The organism is Pseudomonas sp. 2995-3, from assembly GCF_002742565.1.
Classification (GTDB): Bacteria; Pseudomonadota; Gammaproteobacteria; order Pseudomonadales; family Pseudomonadaceae; genus Aquipseudomonas; species Aquipseudomonas edaphica.
In genome coordinates this window covers 230411-250216 of record NZ_LJSB01000218.1, presented here as the reverse complement: position 1 = coordinate 250216, position 19806 = coordinate 230411, and the positions used below count along the sequence as shown (strand labels likewise).

At 55.9% G+C, this 19806-nt stretch carries 18 protein-coding genes and 1 pseudogene; 13 read left to right on the top strand and 6 right to left on the bottom strand.

Translation table 11 applies throughout. The features are described from left to right. Positions 1 to 3: 3 nt before the first annotated feature. The 6 genes and pseudogenes from AOA62_RS20690 (at position 4) to AOA62_RS20665 (ending at position 3654) form a co-directional block, all read left to right on the top strand. Entirely contained in the window at positions 4 to 462 is a 459-nt protein-coding gene (locus tag AOA62_RS20690; RefSeq protein WP_057405972.1) for an SMI1/KNR4 family protein, read from the top strand. A 419-nt stretch (positions 463 to 881) separates the two neighbouring features. After that, the gene (locus AOA62_RS20685; RefSeq protein ID WP_099549569.1) at positions 882 to 1166 is read left to right on the top strand and encodes a hypothetical protein; all 285 of its coding nucleotides are present in this window, start codon (positions 882 to 884) and stop codon (positions 1164 to 1166) included. A 197-nt stretch (positions 1167 to 1363) separates the two neighbouring features. Then, positions 1364 to 1588, top strand: a pseudogene (locus AOA62_RS20680) (IS4 family transposase); the annotation flags it as partial. Positions 1589 to 1887: 299 nt separating this feature from the next. Next, positions 1888 to 2172 (top strand): hypothetical protein, encoded by a 285-nt coding sequence (locus tag AOA62_RS20675; protein ID WP_099549568.1) that lies wholly within the window; start codon positions 1888 to 1890, stop codon positions 2170 to 2172. A gap of 413 nt (positions 2173 to 2585) precedes the next feature. Continuing rightward, the gene (locus AOA62_RS20670) at positions 2586 to 3035 is read left to right on the top strand and encodes a hypothetical protein (protein WP_017136663.1); all 450 of its coding nucleotides are present in this window, start codon (positions 2586 to 2588) and stop codon (positions 3033 to 3035) included. Between the two features lie 220 nt (positions 3036 to 3255). After that, positions 3256 to 3654, top strand: coding sequence for a hypothetical protein (locus tag AOA62_RS20665; RefSeq protein ID WP_143521891.1), 399 nt, complete (start codon positions 3256 to 3258; stop codon positions 3652 to 3654). A 127-nt stretch (positions 3655 to 3781) separates the two neighbouring features. Here AOA62_RS20665 and AOA62_RS20660 read toward each other — a convergent pair whose 3' ends face one another. After that, complete coding sequence (locus AOA62_RS20660) at positions 3782 to 4036, bottom strand: hypothetical protein (RefSeq protein ID WP_017136667.1); 255 nt, start codon at positions 4034 to 4036, stop codon at positions 3782 to 3784. 682 nt (positions 4037 to 4718) lie between these two features. On the opposite strand from AOA62_RS20660, the gene AOA62_RS20655 reads away from it, so the two are divergent. Further along, entirely contained in the window at positions 4719 to 7283 is a 2565-nt protein-coding gene (locus AOA62_RS20655) for an autotransporter outer membrane beta-barrel domain-containing protein (RefSeq protein ID WP_099549567.1), read from the top strand. A 249-nt stretch (positions 7284 to 7532) separates the two neighbouring features. Here AOA62_RS20655 and AOA62_RS20645 read toward each other — a convergent pair whose 3' ends face one another. Then, a complete protein-coding gene (locus AOA62_RS20645) occupies positions 7533 to 8120 on the bottom strand; it encodes a hypothetical protein (protein ID WP_099549566.1) in 588 nt (195 codons plus the stop codon). 16 nt (positions 8121 to 8136) lie between these two features. Beyond that, complete coding sequence (locus AOA62_RS20640; RefSeq protein ID WP_017136670.1) at positions 8137 to 8748, bottom strand: hypothetical protein; 612 nt, start codon at positions 8746 to 8748, stop codon at positions 8137 to 8139. 429 nt (positions 8749 to 9177) lie between these two features. Between AOA62_RS20640 and AOA62_RS20635 the strand changes: the two genes are divergently transcribed. From AOA62_RS20635 to AOA62_RS20625, 3 genes are read left to right on the top strand one after another with little or no spacing between them, the layout of a single operon-like run. After that, positions 9178 to 9858 carry a CsgG/HfaB family protein gene (locus tag AOA62_RS20635; RefSeq protein WP_099549565.1) on the top strand — a complete coding sequence of 227 codons (681 nt, stop codon included), beginning with the start codon at positions 9178 to 9180 and terminating at the stop codon, positions 9856 to 9858. 29 nt (positions 9859 to 9887) lie between these two features. Then, positions 9888 to 10250, top strand: a complete 363-nt coding sequence (locus tag AOA62_RS20630) for a DUF4810 domain-containing protein (RefSeq protein WP_017136673.1) — start codon at positions 9888 to 9890, stop codon at positions 10248 to 10250. Next, positions 10247 to 10897 (top strand): DUF799 domain-containing protein, encoded by a 651-nt coding sequence (locus AOA62_RS20625; RefSeq protein WP_017136674.1) that lies wholly within the window; start codon positions 10247 to 10249, stop codon positions 10895 to 10897. Before AOA62_RS20630 ends, AOA62_RS20625 begins: the two co-directional genes overlap by 4 nt. A gap of 80 nt (positions 10898 to 10977) precedes the next feature. Here AOA62_RS20625 and AOA62_RS32595 read toward each other — a convergent pair whose 3' ends face one another. From AOA62_RS32595 to AOA62_RS20610, 3 genes are all read right to left on the bottom strand, one after another. Further along, on the bottom strand, positions 10978 to 12126 hold the full coding sequence (locus tag AOA62_RS32595) for a M10 family metallopeptidase C-terminal domain-containing protein (protein ID WP_099549564.1): 1149 nt from the start codon (positions 12124 to 12126) through the stop codon (positions 10978 to 10980). A gap of 506 nt (positions 12127 to 12632) precedes the next feature. Next, positions 12633 to 14018 (bottom strand): M10 family metallopeptidase C-terminal domain-containing protein, encoded by a 1386-nt coding sequence (locus AOA62_RS20615; RefSeq protein WP_256592448.1) that lies wholly within the window; start codon positions 14016 to 14018, stop codon positions 12633 to 12635. A gap of 101 nt (positions 14019 to 14119) precedes the next feature. Next, a complete protein-coding gene (locus AOA62_RS20610) occupies positions 14120 to 16036 on the bottom strand; it encodes a M10 family metallopeptidase C-terminal domain-containing protein (protein ID WP_256592447.1) in 1917 nt (638 codons plus the stop codon). Between the two features lie 516 nt (positions 16037 to 16552). Here AOA62_RS20610 and AOA62_RS20605 point away from each other — a divergent pair. The 3 genes from AOA62_RS20605 to AOA62_RS20595 all read left to right on the top strand — a co-directional run bounded on the left by AOA62_RS20605 (position 16553) and on the right by AOA62_RS20595 (position 19424). Then, on the top strand, positions 16553 to 18175 hold the full coding sequence (locus AOA62_RS20605) for a VWA domain-containing protein (RefSeq protein WP_099549563.1): 1623 nt from the start codon (positions 16553 to 16555) through the stop codon (positions 18173 to 18175). A gap of 92 nt (positions 18176 to 18267) precedes the next feature. Continuing rightward, positions 18268 to 18840 (top strand): RNA polymerase sigma factor, encoded by a 573-nt coding sequence (locus AOA62_RS20600; RefSeq protein ID WP_017136679.1) that lies wholly within the window; start codon positions 18268 to 18270, stop codon positions 18838 to 18840. Next, on the top strand, positions 18837 to 19424 hold the full coding sequence (locus tag AOA62_RS20595) for a hypothetical protein (RefSeq protein WP_099549562.1): 588 nt from the start codon (positions 18837 to 18839) through the stop codon (positions 19422 to 19424). The genes AOA62_RS20600 and AOA62_RS20595 overlap by 4 nt, the downstream gene beginning before the upstream one ends. Positions 19425 to 19806: the final 382 nt, after the last annotated feature.

The following is a 19806-nucleotide window of genomic DNA, read 5'->3' as shown; positions in this document are numbered from 1 at the left end:
GGCGTGGATTATTCGAGAATCATTAATCTTATTAAAGAGTCGGATTTCGTTGAGTTTGCTGAATATGGTGACGGGATTGCTGATGAGTGGATTTATAAAGCTGAAGCTCGTCTTGGGTTGAAGTTGCCTGATAGCTATAAATGGTGGCTGAAGTGTTATTCTGGCGGGGAAATATCTGGGGAGGAGATTTATAGTATCTACGAAATGGATTTTGATAGTGTAAGGGGGGGGGATATCGTTTATATGTCAATCGTTAACGGTCGAAATGGGTTGTGTGGGAAGGAGAGGCTATTTATCTGCGAACCGCCGGGTGCAGGGGAATCATTTTATTTTGCCACGGACGATGGTCTTAATGATGGGGAGTATCCTGTTTATAGGCTTGAACTTTCTGATAAAACTTCTAGTTTGTATGCGAAGAACTTTATCGATTTCTTAGAAAAAAGAATAATTTCTTTCAGTTGAATAATGATTCTGCGTTTAAATAAAGGTTGAGAAAGGCTAGGTCCAAAAGCTACTGCTCCGAAAGTAACGGCGGAAGGTAAGATTGGTGGTCAGGCGTTCACTGATGTTAACCAGACGGCGAGGCCCGGCTCTCAAGCAAAAGCTGATCAGCCGACACTCATAGCTGATCGTGTAAATACAAAAATAGAGTCATCTGGTAAACCTTTGCCAAATGCAAATATGGCAACTGCACATGCTGAAGTTGGAGTTATACAGCAAGCTTATAATACTGGAAAAACCCAAGGGGCGGCTATGACTCTCAAAGTTGAGGGGCGGGCTGTTTGCGGTTATTGGAAAAAGGGGACAGATTTATTTAATTTTTCGAGTGCTTTTTTACTTAAATAAATCTGTCCCCTTTTTGCTTTAAGAGGGTTGGATTAATGTCTTTCAATGAGCTTTCTGAAAAGTATGCGGCTCGTTTTGGTTCGTCAGGTATGAATAGCGTCGGGCTAGAGGAGTTTGTTCAAATACTAGAGTTGGTGGCGATGAAGAATAAGGGTTTTTTCATCTTTAAGGTTGATGGTGAAAGAGAACGTAACATTTATACTTTTATTTTAAACATGTCCACAGGTAACAATGTCGTAATAAGAAAAGACACAGACAGCATTCGGGAAGGTATGGAGTATTTTTTCGCTGAACTTGAGCGGGGCGGCATATATCCATAACGTGACATTTACGAAGAGTGGTGGTGTCAGAAAAGGAAAAGAAAAGAGGCAGCAGGAAAGAGGGAATAGGGGTCAGACCCGAATGGCACTTCCTTAACGGCTAACCAGCTGATATGACTACAGAAAAATGAAAAAAGGCCGTCCTTGGTCTACGGTGATAGTTGCGAACACACACCACTCAGACAAGGACAGCCCGCGTGAATCGTAGACGTCAAATCATCAGGCATCAACAGCAGCGCATTCAGCAGCACGCCAAAAACAGCAACGCCCATGCATTCTTTAAGCTGTTAGCCGATCCGGCGCTGCTACAGCGTGCCGAGTCAGTGATTCCCAAGCATCGTCAACGCTTGTTCCCGCCGACTGAAACACTGTCGATGTTTCTGGCTCAGGCCATGAATGCCGACCGTTCTTGTCAGAAGGCCGGAATAAGGGGACAGATTTATTTGATTTTCCGAGTCCGTTGTTAAGGAAATAAATCTGTCCCCTTTTCAATGATTCCCAATGGCGTTGGAGCTGGTGGACGTGTTTACGTAACAACTCCGGGTGCGGCTAAGCCAGGCGGGACAGGTCCTATTCGCATAGACTTTGCCGTTCCAGAAAAGGCTATCAGTCAGGGTGGGAAGCCGGAGTGGGGGCAAATTTTTCAGCCAAATCAGAGTTCACCTATTTATAACGTTAAGATTAATGTGCCTGATGGCATAAAAACTCCAGGGGTGACACCATGAATTTTATTAATATTGTTGAATATGGGATCGTTATTCGTCGGCAAGCGTTGTTATCTAAATTTATAGATATTGATAGGCTGTCAGCGGTGCTTGAGTTTGATGCGCCACTTGATATGAGTGCTGATTTGGTTTCCTTTGGGCCCTGTTTTGGAGGAGAGGCGACGGATGAACTTACTCGGCGCTTAGAGGCGGTAGGCTTGCAATACGTTGATGATTTTTTTGTGTTTTCTGGCGAGTTTCCAATGTGGTGTAAATTTAAAGTAGCCATAAATACTGATTAGGTGCAAAAACAACTGGTGGCGCTGTCGGAAAAGTAGATGATCTAGCGACTGGTGGCTTAAGTTCAGCGCCAAACCTTCCAAGTGGAACAGGTCTTGGTGGTTTCAAGGTCGGCTTAAGTGTAGACGACATTACTGCTATAAATTCACAGTTTGGCGGTTCAGTTTCATTCAGAGAAGTCGATACGGCCATTGCAAATGCTGCCAATTATGATGGTTTTTATAATAAGGCTGGATCAATGATCAGGGATATTGCAGGCGGGCATCTGTTTGATAATGGGAACAAGCGGACTGCTGTTGAGGTGGTTGAGCAGTTGATTATAAAATAACGGCCGGAATAAGGGGGCAGATTTATTTGATTTTCCGAGTCCGTTGTTAAGGAAATAAATCTGTCCCCTTTTCAATGGTAAGTGACTATGAAAAATTCAGTAGAAATTCGAAAGTTTATAGACGAAATAACATCCGCTGAGCTTTTTGAGGGGGATTATGGTGACTGTATTTCTAATGTTGATGCCATATTAAGTGGTGTTGAAGAATCGGATCGAAACAGTGTGCCTGCGGATTATCTTGAATTTCTTGCGGATTTTGGATTCGGTGAGCTAGACGCTGCATTTTATGTTGATGATGGTCCGGAAAAATATTCAACTATATGCGGTCGGCAAATTGAAGGTTATGAAGGGATTTACATAATTGGCGGGAATTCGAGTGATGTGCTATATGGTTTTGACGCAAAGAATAATTGGCAGGTCGTAGCGGTTAGTTCGGAGCTGGATGGGTTCGAGGTGTTAGCATCAAACTTTTCTGACTTTATCTTAGAGCAGCTTAAATATATAAAATCTATGGTTGAGCGACGTGCGGAACGCTAATGTTTATTTAGCGGTTTAAGAGGTACAAAAGGCGGTCCTTCAGAAGCTGTCGCTTACTTCAGGGTTGAGGGGGCGGATCTGGTACTAAGGGAAAAAGGGGACAGATTTATTTAATTTTTCGAGTGCTTTTTTACTTAAATAAATCTGTCCACTTTTCCGCCCTTTTCATTCGCGTCGAAGAGTTATTCGAGTATGGAACCAAAAAAGCGGGGTTATGGTTGTGAGCAACTCAGCATCAATTATATCGGATGTGGCAATTGACGAAGACACTTTCGCTGATTTTCTCCACGCTGTAGGTGGAATCGTCAGCGCGGGTAAACGTAGTCGTGGAGTATTGAGCTGGGATGAGGCCACTTTGTATGTGTCATTACTTACCTCCGAAAAGCTCATAGGTTTTTATGATGCGCAAGATATTCTCGATTGGGAATCTTGGTTGGGTGCCACGCCGAGGACAATGATTGAAATACAGTTGGGACACTCAAAAGGGTCGATAGAGATGTATTTATGGTTGGCGTACGAGTTTGGTAAAAAATGGAATTGTGTTGTTGATGATGTTAATTCTGTGACCATTAAGTACTCTGAAATCTGTGACAGGTATATAAGATCGAGCGTGAAATAGGGGCAGGCCATTTTCTGTTTGATGGTGTAAAGGAGTAGTGACAAGCCACCTTTAATATTCAAGTGTAGTTTGCCCCTACTCACTGCCTCACCGTTAACAGGGCAACTCGTCAGCCGCCCTGTCGCGGTCAGTTGACGCTGTTAAGCCTGCGAATAATGACATCCAGCAAATCACACCCATCCCGCAGCGGTATAGCCAGTAGTTGGGCGAAGTCTTGAAGCACCACAGCATCGCTGCTGAGCTGTTCGCGGAAGGCCAGGTTTTCCAACAGTTGCGTGACGGCGCGAATCCGGTACGCGGCGGCGTCGTGGAGTACGTCGAGGGGTGCGCTGGTGTCGATAAGCAGAGCGGGGACGGTGCAGTCGTGGCCCGTTAGGGGCATGTATTGGTTCATTTTCAGTACTCTGTTGGTGGATTAAGCCACCACGCATTCGTCGCCAAACGAATGGGTGGCAGCTGTACGCAGGTTGGCGAACCGGAACAGAGTAACCGGCAGACCCGAGGGTCTCCCGCGCACAGCCGCCATAACATGCACAGCTTTGCGGGTGCAAAAACACCTGCATAGAAGCGGGTTGCTTTTGCACTCTGTTGTCAGGTCGCCAAACCTGATCGCCATATGGGCGACGGGCCGGACTATAAGCCCCCCACCCAAACCCACGCAAGGCACCAACGCCCTGACTCAACCCTCTTTTGTCTATCCCCAACCCCACCACCCCCAACGCATTCCGCCGTCCGCTCACGGATATCAGGCAAATCCTCGGTAGTTTGGGGAAGCGTCCTACCGCAAAAGGAACCATTTCCCTCAAGTCCGGGTCTTTACCCCGCCCACCCGCAACCGGTCGGGCTGCATGGACTGCAGCGTTTTTAAAACGACATTAAGGATTAATGTGAACTTCGCCTCCCCAATCCCTTGTCTGCCACCACCGGCTGCGGTGCGATTGCTCGCGCCTGGGGTTCAGCAGGGCGCCTTGGGGGAATACATTCGGATCATCTGATCCCTCGCTCAGCACACCTACAGCCGCCGGGCGTATTGGCGGCTTTGACTGTAGTTCATGGAGTTTGAAATGAAGCGCAAGCCGTTCCAGAAAACCCTGCTGGCCCTGATGGTCAGCGCAGGCGCCGCGCATGTTGCTGCGGTGGAATTCGACGTGAGCAGCGGCCAGAACAAGTGGAAAGGCCAGGTGTTCAACGAGCCTGTCACCTTGGTCGGGTCGCGCAATGTGGTGGCCACCCAGCGTAATGTCGATGGGGCCAGTGTTGCCGAGACCAATGTTCAGGGTTCGCTGATCAACCGCGCCGACTACAACATCGATGGCAGTGGCCTCAACATCCGTGGTTTTGTGGTGGATGGCGCACTGGACTCTGATCTGCGTGCCCGTGGCGGCACGATCACCGGTGATGTCATCCAGGCCGGTACGATCAGGCTCACCAACCAGACCTGGGCCGAAGGTTTTGAGGTGGGCGCCGCGAACATCGGCGGCAGCGTGGTCAACTCCGGAACTATCGTCACCGTTGACGTGCCGGGGTCGGACAGTGACGGCGAGGGCATGTACCTCAATGGCACGACCGTCGGTGGTGACGTGATCAACTCCGGCCTGATTGATGTCACTTCCATCTACGGCTACGGCCTGATCCTGGACACCCATAACAACATGCCGGTGACCGTCGGCGGCAAAATCCTCAACTCCGGCACCATCCGCGTCACGGGTGAAGAGGCGTTGGGCATTGAAGTTGAAACCGACACCAGTGACCTGCGTATAGAAAACAGCGGTGTGGTGACGGTCAACGGTGGTATGGCCAGGGCCGTACAGTTCAACTCCGGCACCTTCGATTACTTGCTCAACACCGGCACGATTGAAGCCAACGGCGCCAATGCGGTGGCTGTGCATCTGACTGGGGCGACCTTTACCCAGAACCCGCAGTCGGGCGCGCGCGGCGTTATCAACCGTGGCCTGATCAGTGCCGACAGCACCGCGATCCTGGTCAATGCCCGCGACCAGACTTCGCCCTTCGAGATCAACCAGCAAGCAGGCGAGATCCGTAGCAAATCCGGCACGGCCATCGACGCTGCCAACCTTGCCACGCTGAACTGGACGGGCGGCAAAATCACCGGTGACTTGCTCAACCTGAGTGCGGTTAATGTCGCCGGCCAAGCAGATTTCGGCGGCCAGCACATCATCGCGCCGGTCTCGATTAATTCCGGCTCGTTGAACCTGGCCGCGCCCGGTACCACGATCAGCGGCAACCTTAACGTCGCCAGCGGTGCGGGCATTGATATGCACCTGGCCGACAGCGTGGTGCCGACCACGCCGTATCTGTCGGTCAACGGTACGGCTAATTTCGCCCAGGCGTCGAAGCTCACGGTGAGTGCGCAGCCAGGCGACTTTGCGCGCACCAATAACGGCACTCAATACACCCTGTTGCAGGCCACCAGTGTGCAGAACAACGGCCTGTCGGTTGCCAGTTCGTCATCGCTGCTCAACGTGCTGAGCTACTCGGCGGATGCGCAAACGGTCAAGGCTGTCGTCGCGGTTAAAGACAACCAGCAAGTGCAGCAGGAACTTGCCGGTGCAGGTGCCAGCGCCGCAGCGGCCACGGCGGTGAATACGTTCAAGAACGATGTGCTCGGCGGGCTCAACCAGAACGACCCAGTGTTCCAGTCCCTCGCCAACGCCGGGACTGCGCAACAGCTTGCTCAAGTGAGCGAGCAGCTCAAGCCGGACGTCAACCGTGGCGCGCTGGATGTGGCGTTGTCGGGGCAGACTGTTATCAATGGCGCAATCTTCAACCGCCTTACCGACCAGCGCGAAGGCCATCAAACCGGCGGCGTGTGGGTGCAGGGTTTGAGCAGCAACATGGACCAGGATGGGCGCGGCGGTAACAACGGTTACTCGGCCAACAGCAGCGGCATGGCCGTGGGTGTGGACGGGCGTTTGAACGACACCACCACCCTGGGCGTGGCTTACAGCTACCTTAATTCCAACATCCATTCGGACCTGGGCAACAAGACCGATGTGGAGGGCCACGCGCTGTCGCTGTATGGCAACTGGGCGCTGCAAAACTGGTTTGTGGATGGCAGCCTCAGCTACGGTCATAACGACAACGACAGCAAGCGCCATGTGGCGGGCACCACGGCCAAGGGCAGTTACGACAGCAACGTGTTGGCAGCCAGCGTAATCGGCGGCTACAGCTTCAAGCCATCGCAGGCGGTGGTGATCGAACCGCGTGTGGCGGCGCGTTATGCCAACGTGCGCATGGACGGCTACGACGAGAAGGGTTCTTCGGCGGCGCTGAGCACGCGTTCGCAGCGTTATGAAGTGGGTGAGTTGGGTGCCGGTGTGCGTTTGGCCGGCAACTTGCCGATGGGCGCAGGCAGCCTGCAACCGGAAGCGACCTTGATGGCGTATCACGACCTGATGGGTGATCGCGTCGCGCAAACCTCCAACTTTGTGGCGGGTGGTGCGGCGTTCACCACCACCGGCGCGTCGGTGGCGCGTGACAGCTACGAGGCGAGTGTGGGCGTGAATTACCAGGTGTCGGACTTCACCGTGGGCGCCAGCTACACCCGCCAAGCGCGCAGTGGCTTCGACGCCGATGGCGTGATACTCAAAGCGCGTTACGCGTTCTAAGCCCCAGCGCTGATCGTTCCCACGCTCTGCGTGGGAATGCCGCCCTGGACGCTCTGCGTCTGCTTTTGAGGCCGTGACGCAGAGCGTCACCGGATGCATTCCCACGCGGAGCGTGGGAACGATCGGTAACACCACCAAACCCCTGTGGGAGCGGGCTTGCCCGCGATGGCGGTGGGTCAGTGAATAAATCCAGTGACTGACACACTGCTATCGCGGGCAAGCCCGCTCCCACATTTGGTGTTGTGTTTGTCAGAACAACTTGCGCTGCACAGCTTCATCCAGCGTGCTGCGGGTCAGTGCTTCAACCACTTCTCCAGTATTGGCCTGGAACGGGATGCCTACGATCAGCACCAGGTGCATCCACGTGCGCACCGATTCGCTTTTCTTGACCCGGCCCAACTCTTTGCCGTCCTTGTCCTTGAACACGGTTTCCAGGGTGAAGGTGTTCTTCGCGGTGGACGGGATGATGAAGAACGTAACGCCAGTGATGATCGCCGAGGCCATGCTGAACTGTTCGTTGTTGTACAGCGTGGCGTCGGCGTAGATGTCCGAGTCGACCTTGTCGGTGCTCACCCGTGCAAAGCGGTTGGACTGGCGGAACCCATCGGCCACGGTTTTTTCCCACAGCGCCGCCGGTGCGCCGGCCGTGGTATTGCCGGGGCCGCCGTTGACTTGGCTCAGCGCCGTGGTGCGCACGTAGGCGGTGGGTTTCTGTGCCGGTGTGCTGGCGGTCGGCGGCCAGGTTTGCACGGCCGGCAATTCGTGTTGCGAGTAGGACACGCAACCGGTCAACAAGACGGCGGCGAGGACCAGGCTGTGTTTGATCAACCCTTTCATGTGTTGCTCCCTGAAATTACGGTTTGGCCAGTTTGGCAGTGGCGGTATCGAGCAGTTGCGCGACCAGTTCGTTCAACTGTTTGGCGCCCATGGTCGGGGCCCAGTATTCGCGGCCGTAGAGGCCCACGTTGCGTTCAAACTTGACCTCTTGCTTGGCGCTCGCCAGTTCCTTGCCGTCGCGGTCGACAATCACCAGGTCGCCGGCCACGTCGAAGGTGTCGACGAAAATCGGGCCGTTGACCCAGATCCAGATCGTCAGCGTCAACAGCGCGCCAGGCACGTAGGCGGGGTGAACGCCACGGTGGCCTTTGAGGGAGGTCATATTGAATTTCAGCGCGACATCGTTTTCGCCAAGGCGCACCGGGTACTCAGTGACCTGCTTGAAGTAACCCGCCGTGCGCACGTACTGGTTGAGTTGGGCCGTGAGCGAACGGCTGATCGCAGTTTTATTGGCGTCGTTGACGTCGGCGGCGCTCACTGTCACATCAGCGACTTGCGCACTGCGCGGGCTGCTGACGGGTGCCGGGTGGAGCGGGGCGCCGATGGGGCCGGTGACGGTGTAAGAGACGCAGCCGGTCATCGACAGCGTCGCGAGCAGGGCCGCAGCCCCAAGGAGGGTTTTCAACACGCAATATCCCTATTTAATGAACAAGCCAAGCCAATGTCTCGACCGATGGCTGTGTAACTTGAGGCGGGCGCGCAGCGTAACAGAATGCCGTTGAGCGGCGAACGCCCCCGCAGCAGCGAAACCGCTTGAGTACACAGGGCAACCCCGTAAAATGCCGCGCACTGGATACAAGGCATTTTTCAAGGATGAATCAAGCAATGCGCCTCTCTGCTTTTCTCCCTGCCACCCGCCTCACCGCGGGCCGCACGTTTCAACCGCACTGCTGCGAGGCAGTCACCCTTCCTGATACCGCTATTGGCGGGCTCGACACTTTCCATGTTGAGGCTGCGTGCAAACGCGCGCGCGTTTTCAGCAAAATCTGATTGCCGCGACTTCGTTGATAACTTACATAACAGCCCTTTGCGCTGGTTTCACCTCTAGGAGCACTCTGTGAAAACACTGTCCAAAATCCTGCTGTCGGGCCTCACCGCCGCAGCGCTGCTGAGCGTGGCCGGTTGCGCCACCGAGAGCAACCGAGCGATGCCGGTGGTGCAAGTTGCCAGCGCCAGCGTGGCCTATTCCGGCGTACGTGTACCGATTGCCGTAGGCAAGTTCGATAACCGCTCCAGCTACATGCGCGGGATCTTCTCCGATGGCGTTGACCGCCTTGGCGGCCAGGCCAAGACCATCCTGATCACCCACCTGCAGCAGACCAACCGCTTCAGTGTGCTGGACCGCGACAACATGGGCGAAATCTCCCAGGAAGCCGCGATCAAAGGCACCGTGCAAAAGCTTAAAGGTGCTGACTACGTGGTGACGGGCGACGTGACCGAGTTCGGCCGCAAAGAGACCGGCGACCGCCAGTTGTTCGGCATTCTCGGCCGTGGCAAAACCCAAGTGGCTTACGCCAAAGTTGCGCTGAATATCGTCAACATCAGCACCTCCGAAGTGGTGTATTCCACCCAGGGCGCTGGTGAGTACGCGCTCTCCAACCGTGAAGTCATCGGTTTTGGCGGCACTGCCAGCTACGACTCCACGCTCAATGGCAAGGTTCTGGACCTGGCCATGCGCGAAGCGATCAACCGCCTGGTAGACGGCATCAACGCCGGCGCCTGGAACCCGCGCAACTAATCACAACAACGCCAAGGAGCACTACACGGATGAGCAAGGCAGTTAAGTTGGCGCTGATGCTGACAGCAATCGCGACGGTCGCCGGGTGCCACACGGCGCCCCAACCCCTGTATCAATGGGAAAGCTACCAGCCGCAGGTTTACGAGTACTTCAAGGGCGAGCCCAAGGAAGCGCAGGTGGAAGCCCTGGAACGCGATCTGCAAAAGATCAACGCCAGCGGCCGCAAGGCCCCGCCGGGTTACCACGCGCACCTGGGCATGCTGTACCTGAGCATGGGCAAGGATGACCAGATGGTGCAGGAGTTCCGCACCGAGAAGGCATTGTTCCCTGAGTCCGCTGCGTACATGGACTTTTTGCTGAAAAACGCCAAGGCTGGAGTTGCCACTAAATGAACCTGTTAAAACTCACCGGCGCCTTGCTGGCCCTGGCATTGCTCGGCGGCTGCGCGGCGCCCAAGACCATTGATTACACAGCGTTCAAACAGGCTCGGCCGAAGTCGATCCTGGTACTGCCACCCATCAATGAGTCGCCGGAAGTGCAGGCCTCCTACAGCCTGGTTTCGCAGGTCACCTACCCGTTGGCCGAAGCCGGTTACTACGTGTTGCCGATTGCCCTGGTGGACGAAACTTTCCGCCAGAACGGCCTGACCACCGCCAACGATATCCAGGGCGTGGCGCCGGGCAAGCTGCATGACATTTTTGGTGCGGACGCGGCGCTGTACATCACCATCAGCGACTACGGCACCAAGTACATGCTGATCTCCAGCGACACCTCCGTGACGGCCTCGGCCAAGCTGGTGGACCTGCGCACCGGCACCACGTTGTGGACCGGCTCGGCACGCGCTTCCAGCGAGGAAGGCAACAACAATGGCGGCGGCCTGGTGGGCATGCTGGTCTCGGCAGCGGTCAAGCAGGTGATCAACAGCTCCACCGATGCGGCGCACCCGATTGCCGGTATTGCCAGTGTCCGCCTGCTGTCGGCCGGGCAGCGCACCGGCATTTTGTATGGCCCGCGTAACCCGAAATACGGCACCGACTAAGTGCCTGTTCAACCGTGAACAGCCTTTGCTGACCGCTCGGGTCTGCAAAGGCTTCGCGGGTTGGGTGTCACGCGTTGTCGTCAGTTTACAAGCACATCCGGTGGCCTGATCACTTGCGTACTGGTCACCACGAAGTCTGCTGTGCGGTTGCCGGTCAAGTCGATGGCGATGAAGTGGCGCTGGGTCTGCGGGTTGAAGCCCACGATCGCGTCGCCGATACGCCCGCTGAACGCCTGGACGGGCTTGAATCGCGTGTTGGACCTTCGCTCCAGCCCGCGCAGGTCAATCTTGTCGGTGCCGCTGGTGAAATCCATGATGACATCGGGGTTTGCAGGCGTGGAGTCGCTGGCGTGGTTATAGACGAAACTGTCGGCGCCGCCGCCGCCGCGCATGCGGTCCGCACCCGCCCCACCGGTGAGCCGGTTATCGGCGGCGTTGCCGATCAGCACATCGTGGCCTGAGCCACCGATAGCGTTTTCGATGAGGCAGTTGCGGGCGATAGAGACGTTGCCCTGATAACCACCTACGTCGGAAAACGAGCCATCTCTCAGATTGATCGTTTGGTTATTGCCGTAACCCGAGAAGTCCAGCGTGTCATTGCCGGCGCCATCCCATACGCAAAAAATAGCGGCGTCCTGATGGCTTTTCAGGGAGTAGTGGTCCCTGCCGGTGTTGGAGTTGAAACCGTAGATGTTGTTTTCTCGGCGGGTTTGATAGTTGGCGCCGTACTGGTGCTGGATAGCGCTGATGTCATCCATCATGGGAGCCAGCGGCCTGCCCTCGAAGTGTTTGCCACTGCTTTGGGCAGGGTAATAGCTCATGACGGTATGGGCTTTAGAGTCTTGGGCATAAAACCGTTTGGCGTCGTCTTTTTGGCCGTTGTAAGTACCGGGGTGATTCAGGCCGAGCGTGTGACCGATTTCGTGGGTTACGGTGGGGCGTGTCACAAAGCCCGGTTGATAGCGGGTATCGCCAGCGATGCCGTTTTTGTCGTTGCTATAGGGGTAGTAGCCGTCGGCAACTATCACATTACTGGAAATACGGAAGGCCAGCCGTCCTTCTGCCGGGCCGCCGTTTTCAGTGAACGTCAGGTTCGCCACATCGCCCCAGGACTGGATGGCGCGCCGTGCTTCTTGTTTCTCGTAGTCGTTGAATCCAAGACCCTGTTCATAAGTGAAGTTGTAGGAAATCTCGGTCCTGTTGTTTTGGTTTCGGTCCTGCCATTTCAACCTGCCCCCCGTCAGTTGCTCAACGGCCTGACGCTGATTAAATGACGGCCTGTCAGCTCTACTTGTGTAGGGATCATCCGAGCGTTGAGTCGGGTCATAGTTGCCCCCATGGCCGCTGAGAGAACGGGCTACCGGGGCGTCCCAGCGGCGGTGTGCAGGGCTTTGGGCTGACTGAGCGCTGCTCGAATAAGGCTTGTACATCGGCGTTACAGGATTAATTCTCAAGGTCGTTATTCTCACGGGGTATTGGCACTTTTCCTTCTTGGTGAGGCAGGCAGGTTCCCTTTTGCTAAGTGTGAAGTTGCCAGTGTTGGCGTCACTTTCCAAAGCCCGATGTGTGTCCGAGTAAGTCGTTTTTCTTGCAGGTAAAGTGTTCCTACACAGGGTTAAGCCAATGCCCAGTCCAGGGCTGAATTTTCGCCCTGCATCAGAAAAAACGGCCACCGCGAATGACCGTTTTTCACACGTGTTCAGGGACGACTTTGAACCCTGGTGCGACAGTGCGTTTATCCGAAGATAGGCCGTGAGGTCATCAGCCCACTGATATCCTGGGGCCTTATCAACCGCGTGCTTTTCAGCAGGAAGTCCGTCTGGCCGTTTCCGGTCAGGTCAATGGCGACAAAGTACCGATTACTGTAGGCGTTGAACCTCACCATCGTGTCGCCCGCGCGGCCGGAGTAGGTGTGGACCAGTCGCAGCTGAGTGCGGGTGCTCTGGCTCAGCCCGGTAAGGTCGATCCTGTCTCGGCCGCTGACAAAATCGGTGATCAGGTCAGCACCCGCAGCGGTTGAATCGCTGGCCTTGTCGTAGACAAAAACATCCGCGCCGCCGCCGCCCCTCAACGTGTCTGCGCCGCCCCCGCCCTTGAGGCGGTTGTTGGCGTTGTTGCCGATCAACGTATCGTCATGGCTGCCGCCAATGGCATTTTCCACGGTCACGCCCTTGGCAATGGAAACGTTGCCTTTCATACCGCCCACATCAGAGAAGGCTTCGGCGTTCAAGTTGATGGTTTGTTTCTGATTGAAACCGGAACAGTCCAACGTATCGTTGCCACCACCATCCCATATGCAAAAAACCGGTGCGTCCCGCGCGGACTTCAGGCTGAAATAATCACGCTCGGTATTGGAGTTGAAACCGTAAACGGTATCGCCGCGACGGGTCTGGTAGTTGGCGCCGTAGGCGGCCTGTATAGCTGCAATGTCATGCATCAGGGGCGCCACCGAGTAATGGGTCCACTGTGCGTTTTTTGAGAAGTTCTGACCACTTCTGATCTCGGGGTTGTAACTCATCACGCTGTAGGCTTGAGTGTCCTCCAAGTAGTCGCGCGTGGCGGGTTGCTGGGTATAGTCACCGGTATGGTCAAGGCCCAGGGTATGCCCAATTTCGTGAGCCATGACATGTTGGTCGTAACGGTCAGTCCTGGGTTGTGCATGCCCTGAGTCCAGCCATGCCTCGCCTCCTTTTTTGAAGCTCTTGGGAAAGGGCAGGGTCGCATAGGATTCCTCGTTACCCTCGTAAAGACCCAGGGTCAGTCGCCCCTCGGTACTCGCGCCTTTATGTGAGAACTTTATACGGGTGACATCCGCCCAGGCTTGCATCGATATAAGCGCCCGTTTCTTTTGTTGTTCATTTAATTCATTGGCACCCTTGGGTACATGACTGACCCGGTGTGGCTCATCCGGCGTGAAGAACTCGTAGGCAATATCAATGACGCCGTCGCGGTTATGGTCTTGCCACTTCAATCCCATTTCCCGGCTGGTGCGCAGCAGGTGCCTGGCGGCGCGGTCGGTGGTGTAGGAGGCCAATGGCTGGTCCTTTACAGCACCCGGTTGTTGATGGGCAGGCTCAAATAATGCAAGCGCCGTATAAGGCTTGTTATCAACAGAGAGCATCTACTTGAATCCTTTTAATAGGCGAGCGGAGGTGTGAACGTTAACGCTCATGGGAAAACACGATGGTGTCAGGGGTTGATAGGGTTAAACCTTCGAGGTGACTACCTGCGAGAAAATACCCTGGCTTGGCTTTGGAAGTTTGCAGTCAAACCCATAATGTCCTCGGGTTTTATTAGTTGAGTGCTTTTGACCAGAAAGTCGGTCTGGCGATTACCCGTAAAGTCCACGCCCACAAAATATCGGCCACTGCGGGAGTTGAGCTTAACCACGGTATCGCCAATGCGGCCTGTATAGGCATCGACAAGCCGCAGCGGTGTGCCGGTGTTCTTTACCAGGTCGGTGAGGTTGATCTTGTCTTTGCCGCTGACAAAGTCTTCGATTAAGTCGGCGTTGTGATAGCTCGAATCACTGGCCTTTTCGTAAGTGTGTGTGACTGAACGATGGGATTGGCGGGGTGGCGTGATTGCGGATCGAGTGGTTGGGGCGTCAGGCGGTTGATGGTGGGATGGGGTGTTTTTTGAGGCGACAATGTCTTCTGCTGTGACGCGTCCATAGGTGCGGATCAGCAAGTCGGCTTTGCCGTCGCCCGTCAGGTCAATCGCCACGTTGCCCTTGCCGCTTTGTTCATCGTAGGTGAGCACCGTCTCACCTGCCTTGCCTGTCATCTCGCTGACGAAGGCCAGGGCGGCGACATTGGCGTTTTTCATGGCCACGGCTACATTGATTTTGTCGGTGCCGCTGACAAAATCCATAATTGTATCGGGGTTGTCGGGCGTGGAGTCACTGGCACTGTTGTAGTCAAACGTATCCGCGCCGCCGCCTCCGCGCAGCCGGTCGCCACCCGCGCCGCCGGTGAGCCGGTTATCGGCATCGTTGCCGATCAGCGCGTCATCGCCTGAGCCGCCGATGGCGTTTTCCATGACCACACCGCGAGCGATGGAAACATTGCCCCTGAGCCCGCCGACATCGGAGTACGAGCCGGCCTTGAGATTAATGGTCTGGTTGGAACGGTAGCCGGAAACGTCCAGGGTATCGTTGCCACCGCCGTCCCATATGCAGAACACGGCAGTGTCCCGGTTGGAATTGAGGGTGTAGTAGTCGCGCTGGCTATTGGAGTTGAACCCGTAGGTGGTGTTGTCCTGACGGATCTGGCGGTTGACGCCATAGAGCGCCTGGATGGCGGAAATATCATCCATCATGGCTGACGCTGGTTGGGCGCCGCCATGGCTTTTGCCGCTGAGTGCCGCCCCGAAATAGCTCATGACGCTATGAGCCTGGGAATCCTGTACGTGACTCCTTCGGTTCTCGTCATAGCCGCCATCGTAGTTGCCGGTATGCGACAACCCCAGGGCGTGACCCGTTTCATGAATCAAGTCGTGGCGCGTGACCCTGGTGGGGTTATACAGGGTGTTGCCTCCTTGGTAATGGTTGCTTGGGTAATAGCCTACGGCGGTGCCGACGGCGTTCGATATGCCAAATGACATTTTGCCCTCTGTGCGTGGCCCATTCTCTTCAAAGGAGAGATTGGACACATCGCTCCATGACTGCATGGCACGTCGTGCCATTTCTCTCTGGCGACCATCGAATTGCCAGGCGGCGCTGTTGAACGAGTAGGAAACAGAGACCTTGCCGTCGGCATTTTTGTCATGCCACTTAAGGTTTTCCCGAGTGAGATTGTTGGTTGCCTGGCGCTCATCGAAAGAGCGCACATTGAGGTTAGCCGCGTAGGGGTCGTTGGCGCGCAGAGTTGGATCTTTGCCGTCCCAGTAGCGTTTGGTGGCGGTGTCGAATGTCGTCGGGTTGGTTGTTGTGGTTGGATTAAATGGCCGCCGAGTGGGTGGCTGAGTAAAGGGCTGTACGAACTTACGCACGAAGGGGTGTTTGAGAAATGGCTGCACGAAAGGTCTGAAGACCGGGTGGTTGAGATAGGGTTGGGCAAAAGGCTGAATAAGCGGGCGCAGAAAATGTTGGCTGTAGTTGGGTTGCTGGAAAACAGACGGGCGCAAGTCGATTCTCATAAGAGTAATCCATGTTCTTGTTGTTGGCCTATTCCTTGTGTAGGGAAGTGCATGTCCGTGTGCTGGAAATACCTTCGCACCCTATAAGTTAATTTCCAATAGAGTATTTATTTCTAGTGTGTGTCAACAGGCCGGTATGACATGGTTTGCAACGGCTCTTATGTTTATTCGGTTTTTAAATTTCGTGTCAAAGAGTCGGGTTCCCCAAGCATTACGCGTCTTGTTGAAAGCTGATATGTCGTTTGTGTTTAACGTGTTTTTTTTGGAAATATAGAATTGCTTACAGTGTGAGTATTTTCGTTAAGAGCATTCTGGAGTTTCTCTGTAATCGTAAGTTGTTTCGGGCTCGGCATCGTTGAGTGACCTACAGGGCTCGATGCTTCCAGCTGACGCCCGATGGCTTGGTACTCTGTAGGGTAAGCGTGTTGTATGCGTAAATTCCGGGATTTAACCCGAACCCGAAGTGTTTTGCGTCTGAGCCTATGAACGGATTATTTACTGTTGAGGTTCTGCGCCATGTCACATGCTCGTTTAGTGCTGCGTCCCCTTGTCTGCAGCGTTGCGGTTGCCGTACTGGCTTCGCTGGCCGGCTGTGGGCTTTCATCGTCCAGAGAGGTGGCCAAGCCTCCCGCGCCCGCCGAGCCTCAGGCTGAGGGTGCCTTGAGCAAGCAGGCAGCGATGCCTGTGCTGATGGCCGCGCCAATGGCCATGCGCGACGCCGCGGCCTTGGCCTATCGGGCCGAGCCTCACGAACGCTACCAGAACCTGCCCGACAACCCGGTCTACAGCGTTGCACAAACCCCGGTCTCGACCTTCAGCGCCGACGTCGACACCGGCAGTTACGCCAACGTGAGACGTTTCCTCAACCAAGGGCGGCTGCCACCTGACGGCGCCGTTCGACTGGAGGAAATGCTCAATTATTTCCCCTATGGCTACGCGCTGCCCACTGATGGCTCGCCCTTTGGCGTGACCACCGAAGTCGCCGCCACACCGTGGAACCCGCACACGCGATTGCTGCGCATCGGCATCAAAGCGTCCGACCGTGCGGTGGCAGACCTTGCGCCGGCCAACCTGGTGTTTCTGGTGGATGTGTCGGGCTCCATGGACCGCCGTGAAGGCTTGCCGCTGGTGAAAAGCACGCTGAAATTGCTGGTGGACCAGTTGCGTGATCAAGACCGTGTGTCGCTGGTGGTCTACGCCGGTGAGTCGCGTGTGGTGCTTGAACCCACCAGCGGGCGCGACAAAACCAGGATCCGCAACGCCATCGACCAACTCACCGCCGGCGGCTCAACGGCAGGCGCCTCCGGCATCGAGCTGGCTTACCAGATGGCCCGTGCCGGCTTTATAGAGAAGGGCATCAACCGCATCCTGCTGGCCACCGACGGTGACTTCAATGTGGGCATCAGCGACTTCGACAGCCTCAAGCAGATGGCCGTCGACCAGCGCAAAAGCGGCGTGTCCTTGACCACCCTGGGTTTCGGTGTGGACAACTACAACGAGCACCTGATGGAGCAGCTTGCCGACGCCGGCGACGGCAACTACGCCTACATCGACAACCTGCGCGAAGCCCGCAAAGTGCTGGTAGACCAGCTCAGCTCGACCCTGGCGGTGGTGGCGCGGGATGTAAAGTTGCAGGTGGAATTCAACCCCGCCCAGGTCAGCGAATACCGCTTGTTGGGTTATGAAAACCGTGCACTCAAACGTGAGGATTTCAACAACGACAAGGTCGACGCCGGTGAAATTGGCGCCGGGCACACCGTGACCGCGCTGTACGAAATTGTGCCCAAAGGCGAGAAGGGCTGGTTGGAGCCGTTGCGTTACGCCACTGCACCTGTGGCTCAGAGCACATCCGCTGAGTTGGCCATGCTGCGCGTACGCTACAAACCGGCGGCGGGCGGTGCCAGCCAACTGATTGAACGGCCCATCCGCAACGAAACCACCCCAGCCAGCGCCGACCTGCGCTTCGCGGCAGCGGTGGCCGCCTTCGCCCAACAGCTCAAGGGCGATGGCCGCTACACTGGCAGCATGAGCTTAAAAGACACCGCCGCACTGGCCCGCTCGGCTCGCGGCGATGACCCGTTCGGGTTGCGCAACGAGTTCGTGCAACTGGTGGAAATGGCGCAGAGCCTCAAACACTGATCCCGAACATGGCAACAACCAACAGTGGGAGCTGGCAAGCCAGCTCCCACAGTCAATGTGCATCGATCCATAAAAAGGAGTTCGCTACCTACATGGCCGTTCCCGATGACTCACCCAGCGACGAATCGCTGCTGGCCCGCTACCGAACCGGCGACGCTGCCGCGTTCGAAGTGTTGTACGCGCGGCACCGCCAAGGCCTTTACCGGTTTTTGGTGTCACTGAGCAACAAGGCCGAACTGGCCGAAGAGGTGTACCAGGAAACCTGGCTCAGCCTGATCCGCAGCACCACCCAGCCACAGGGCCGGGCGAGTTTTCGTACATGGCTGTTCCAGATTGCCCGCAACCGCCTGATCGACCACTGGCGCAAGCACGGCATCCACAACCCGCTGCACGACAGCTACGACGAACAACTGCACGCCCAGGCCGACGACAGCGCCGGCCCTGAGCAGCAACTGAGCCTGAGCCGCGACCAGGCGCGCCTCGACGCCGCTTTGCAAGACCTGCCCGAAGACCAGCGCGAAGTCTTCCTGCTACGCCTGCACGGCGACCTCGAAGTGCCGCAAATCGCCGCCCTCACCGGCGCCCCGCTGGAAACCGTAAAAAGCCGCCTGCGTTACGCCCAGCAGAAACTGCGCCGCCTGCTGGCCGAGGAGATACTCGTATGAACCACTCCCCACACACACCTGACGACGAGCTGATCCAGCATTTTCGTCAACACAGCACCGGCGAACCGCCAGCGTCCCTCGACGCCTTCATCCTCGCCACCGCCCGCCGCGAAGCCCCGGCGCCGCAACCCAGCCTGTGGCAACGCTGGCTGCAAGCCTGCCGCCAACCGCGCTGGCAAATGGCATTCGCCACCGTCGCCGGTGTAGCACTGATGATCGGCGTAGTGATGCGCGTGCCCATGTCGCAACCGGAGATATCCCCCGCGACATTTTCCGCGGCGCCAGCCCCACATATGTATGCCGCACCTGCGCCTGCGCCCATGGCGCGGATGGCAGCAGCGCCGAAAGTTGAGCATGCGCTGGTTCAGGCTGAAGCCCTCGGTGCGTTTGCCGATCAGCCGGCAGAAAAACTCAGTAAGCGCGCGCCGCTGGCGTTGCCTTCGTTGGAGGAAGGGCTGCAGGAGATTGTGAACCTGCGCATGGCGGGGCAAGCCAAAGCGGCGGATGAAAAGCTGTTGACGCTGCATGAGCGCTTCCCCGAGGAAGACTTGCCGGCGCGGTTGGAGGCCTTGCAGAAGCGATAAATGCCTTCAAAGAAAGCCCGCCACCGACTACTCGGTGGTGGGCTTTTTAATGGAATCTTGAAAGCAACTTGGCCAAAAATGTGGGAGCGGGCTTGCTCGCGAAGGCGGTGTATCAGTCATACATGTATTGGCTGACACCCCGTCTTTGCGAGCAAGCCCGCTCCTACATTTTGAGCATCGTTTGCCTGGAAAGGCGCTGGGGGAAATGGGCAGAGATTTATTTACACCGCAGGTCAATTATTTGGAGGTTGTGGATACTTGAAACGCGAGGCATGCAAAAAATTGCCTATAAAAAAGTCCTAGGTCTTTCGACCTGTGGCTTTTTTGTGTGTATCTGGTGCCCGGCGCCGTTTGAACCTGGAGATAATGTTCCCGTTTTCAA

Coding starts and splice junctions, on each gene's coding strand:
- AOA62_RS20655 (WP_099549567.1), top strand. CDS start 4,719: ATGAAGCGCAAGCCGTTCCAGAAAACCCTGCTGGCCCTGATGGTCAGC.
- AOA62_RS20605 (WP_099549563.1), top strand. CDS start 16,553: ATGTCACATGCTCGTTTAGTGCTGCGTCCCCTTGTCTGCAGCGTTGCG.
- AOA62_RS20685 (WP_099549569.1), top strand. CDS start 882: ATGTCTTTCAATGAGCTTTCTGAAAAGTATGCGGCTCGTTTTGGTTCG.
- AOA62_RS20600 (WP_017136679.1), top strand. CDS start 18,268: ATGGCCGTTCCCGATGACTCACCCAGCGACGAATCGCTGCTGGCCCGC.
- AOA62_RS20595 (WP_099549562.1), top strand. CDS start 18,837: ATGAACCACTCCCCACACACACCTGACGACGAGCTGATCCAGCATTTT.
- AOA62_RS20675 (WP_099549568.1), top strand. CDS start 1,888: ATGAATTTTATTAATATTGTTGAATATGGGATCGTTATTCGTCGGCAA.
- AOA62_RS20645 (WP_099549566.1), bottom strand. CDS start 8,120: ATGAAAGGGTTGATCAAACACAGCCTGGTCCTCGCCGCCGTCTTGTTG.
- AOA62_RS20615 (WP_256592448.1), bottom strand. CDS start 14,018: ATGCTCTCTGTTGATAACAAGCCTTATACGGCGCTTGCATTATTTGAG.
- AOA62_RS20670 (WP_017136663.1), top strand. CDS start 2,586: ATGAAAAATTCAGTAGAAATTCGAAAGTTTATAGACGAAATAACATCC.
- AOA62_RS20610 (WP_256592447.1), bottom strand. CDS start 16,036: ATGAGAATCGACTTGCGCCCGTCTGTTTTCCAGCAACCCAACTACAGC.
- AOA62_RS20630 (WP_017136673.1), top strand. CDS start 9,888: ATGAGCAAGGCAGTTAAGTTGGCGCTGATGCTGACAGCAATCGCGACG.
- AOA62_RS20660 (WP_017136667.1), bottom strand. CDS start 4,036: ATGCCCCTAACGGGCCACGACTGCACCGTCCCCGCTCTGCTTATCGAC.
- AOA62_RS20625 (WP_017136674.1), top strand. CDS start 10,247: ATGAACCTGTTAAAACTCACCGGCGCCTTGCTGGCCCTGGCATTGCTC.